This is a genomic window from Pseudomonas sp. SDO5532_S415 (genome assembly GCF_054071155.1).
The window spans coordinates 1-3177 of sequence record NZ_JBSVWS010000312.1 but is presented as its reverse complement, the minus strand read 5'-3'; the positions used below and the strand labels follow the sequence as shown (position 1 = coordinate 3177).

General features: G+C 60.1%; 2 protein-coding genes. Both read right to left on the bottom strand.

Translation table 11 applies throughout. From position 1 onward, the window contains the following. Positions 1 to 65: 65 nt before the first annotated feature. Complete coding sequence (locus ACW9HW_RS29605; protein WP_457402876.1) at positions 66 to 938, bottom strand: oxygenase MpaB family protein; 873 nt, start codon at positions 936 to 938, stop codon at positions 66 to 68. A gap of 143 nt (positions 939 to 1081) precedes the next feature. Beyond that, positions 1082 to 3019, bottom strand: coding sequence for an acetate--CoA ligase (gene acs / locus ACW9HW_RS29600; RefSeq protein WP_457402874.1), 1938 nt, complete (start codon positions 3017 to 3019; stop codon positions 1082 to 1084). Positions 3020 to 3177: the final 158 nt, after the last annotated feature.

Sequence of the window (3177 nt, the reverse complement as noted above, 5' to 3'; positions counted from 1 at the left end):
TCATTTGATGAACGACACACATCCACTGTGGGAGCGAGCCTGCTCGCGAAGCTTTTGAGTTTGGTTCAAGTGAGCAAGCCCATCCGCCGCTTGGCCCGCTGAACCGAACCATTGCGCACCGCCCAGCGTAGCATCGGCGTGCTGCGATTGACGCTGGCGCGGATCAGCTTGCGTTGCAGCAGGCTTTGTCTGACACCCAGCATGTCACTGGCCCAGTCCGGCAGCAGATCGATCCCGGCCTGCATCATGAGGCCGCCGAAGGGTTTGGCCAGACGGCTGGGGGACGGGGCGTTCAACAACAGTCGCAGCACTTCGCGACTGCGTTCGTCGCACAAAAGCTGCGGCCTGATTCGCTCAAGGTAATCGGAAACTTCCTGTCGGGAACCGGGCACGTTTCTGGCACCCAGGCGTTCGGCGACCAGCGCGATTTCTGCGTAATAGCGATCCTGATCGACCAGGGACAGATGCGGGTTGCGATAGCGCAAATGCGCAGCGAGAAAGTTGCTGACTTCCGCTACGTGCACCCAGGTCAGCAGGTCGGGATCGCTGGCGGCGTAAGGCCGGCCATCGGGTGCGGTGCCGGTGATCTGGAGATGAATGGTGCGCACTTTCTCGATCAGCCAGTCAGCGTCCTGGCGAGAACCAAACGTGGTGCCGGAAATGAACTGACCGGTGCGACGCAGCCGGCCGAGCATGTCCTCGCGAAAATTGGAATGATCCCACACTCCCGCCAGAGCCAACGGATGCAGGGCTTGCAACATCAGGGCGCTGATACCGCCGATGAGCATGCTGCTGAAATCACCGTGCACCTGCCAGCTCACCGAATCAGGCCCGAACAGGCCGGGATCGCCCTTGGGGTTTTCCAGATCGAGTTTACCCAGGGACAGACCGGTGAGACTCATGATTTGGGTTTCGATGCGGCTGCGGATGAATTCCATGGGATCTCGGTGATTTTCTGTAGGAGCGAGCCTGCTCGCGATGGACGTTAACGATAACGCGTATTTTCAAGAAGCCCACGTTATCGTTAACGCCCACCGCGAGCGATCGAGCATCGACCGGCTGCTCCTACAGAGAGCGTGCATTATTGGTTAAGACGTTTGTCGATCAGTCCTTGCACCACGCTCGGGTCGGCCAGGGTCGAGGTGTCGCCAAGACTGTCGAGTTCGTTGCAGGCAATCTTGCGCAGAATGCGTCGCATGATCTTGCCGGAACGGGTTTTCGGCAAGGCCGGTGCCCACTGGATCAGGTCCGGTTTGGCGAAGCTGCCGATTTCCTTGCTGACCATCGCCAGTAGCTCTTTCTTCAGCTCGTCGCCGGTTTCGACGCCGTTCATGGGGGTGACGAAGGCGTAGATGCCTTGGCCTTTGACGTCATGGGGGTAACCGACCACGGCAGCCTCGGCGATGCTGTCGTGCAACACCAGGGCGCTTTCCACCTCCGCAGTGCCGATGCGGTGCCCGGACACGTTGATCACATCGTCAATGCGTCCGGTGATCCAATAGTCGCCATCTTCGTCGCGGCGCGCGCCGTCACCGGTGAAGTAGTAGCCGGGATAAGGCTTGAAGTAGGTGTCGACCATCCGCTGCGGATCGCGGTAGACGCTGCGAATCTGCGCCGGCCAGCTGGATTTGATTGCCAGTACGCCACTTCCCGCACCCTTGATTTCCTTGCCATGTTCGTCGAGCAGCACTGGCTGCACGCCGAACATCGGTTGCGTGGCGCAGCCGGGTTTGATGCGTTGGGCGCTCACCAGGGGGCTGAGCATGATGCCGCCGGTTTCGGTCTGCCACCAGGTATCGACAATCGGGCAACGCTCTTCGCCAACTGTGTGGAAGTACCATTCCCACGCTTCCGGGTTGATCGGCTCACCGACGGTGCCGAGTAGTCTGACGCTGGCGCGGGACGTTTCCTTCAGCGGTTCAGGACCTTCACGCATCAGGGCGCGCAGGGCGGTCGGGGCGGTGTAGAAAATATTGACCTTATGCTTGTCGATCACCTGCCAGAAGCGCGAGGTGCTCGGGTAGTTCGGCACGCCTTCGAAGATCAAGGTGGTGGCGCCATTGGCCAGCGGACCGTAGACGATGTAGCTGTGGCCGGTAACCCAGCCGACATCGGCGGTGCACCAGAAGACTTCACCGTCGCGGTAGTCCAGCACGTATTTGAAGGTCATCGCCGCTTGCAGCAGGTAACCGCCGGTGGTGTGCAGCACGCCTTTGGGTTTACCGGTGCTGCCGGAGGTGTAGAGGATGAACAGCGGGTCTTCGGCGCCCATCGGCTCGGGCGGGCAGTCGTCGCCGACGTCGCGCAGGGCCTGGTGATACCAGAGGTCCCGGCCTTCGACCCAGTTCACCTGATTCTGTGTGCGCTCGACCACGACCACAGTGCTGACGTCGGGGCAACTTTGCAGGGCTTTATCGACGTTCTGTTTGAGCGGGATGAATTTGCCGCCGCGCACGCCTTCATCGGCAGTAATCACGGTGCGGCAATCAGCATCGAGAATGCGGTCGCGCAGGGAGTCCGGGGAAAAGCCGCCGAACACGACCGAATGCACCGCGCCGATGCGCGTACAGGCGAGCATGGCGTAGGCCGCTTCGGGGATCATCGGCATGTAGATGCACACCCGGTCGCCTTTTTTCACGCCACGGCTTTTGAGCACGTTGGCCAGGCGGCACACGTTGTGATGCAGTTTTTTGTAGGTGATTTGCGTGGATTCGGCAGGGTCGTCGCCCTCCCAGATGATCGCGATTTGATCACCGCGTTTTTCCAGGTGGCGGTCGATGCAGTTGTAGCTGACGTTCAGCTCTGCCCCGGCAAACCAGCTGGCCTCGCCGGTTTTCAGGTCATAGCGCTGGACGGTGTCCCACGGTTTGCTCCAGTCGAGAAAACGCCTGGCCTGTTCGGCCCAGAAGGTACTGGGGTGTTCGATGGATTCGCGGTACAGGCGGTGATAGTCGTCTTGACTCAGTTGTGCAGCCCGGCGGACGGCATCGGCTTTGGGGAACGTGCTGATATCGAACATGACGGTTCCTTATTCTTGTTATGCGACAAAGATAAAGATGCGCCGAGCAGTGAAAGGGTTCAAGTCAGACGCCGCAGCAAGTGTAGGCGGCGCAAAACAACTGTGGGAGCGGGCTTGCTCGCGAATGCGGAGTGTCAGTCGATGTTAATGCCGACTGA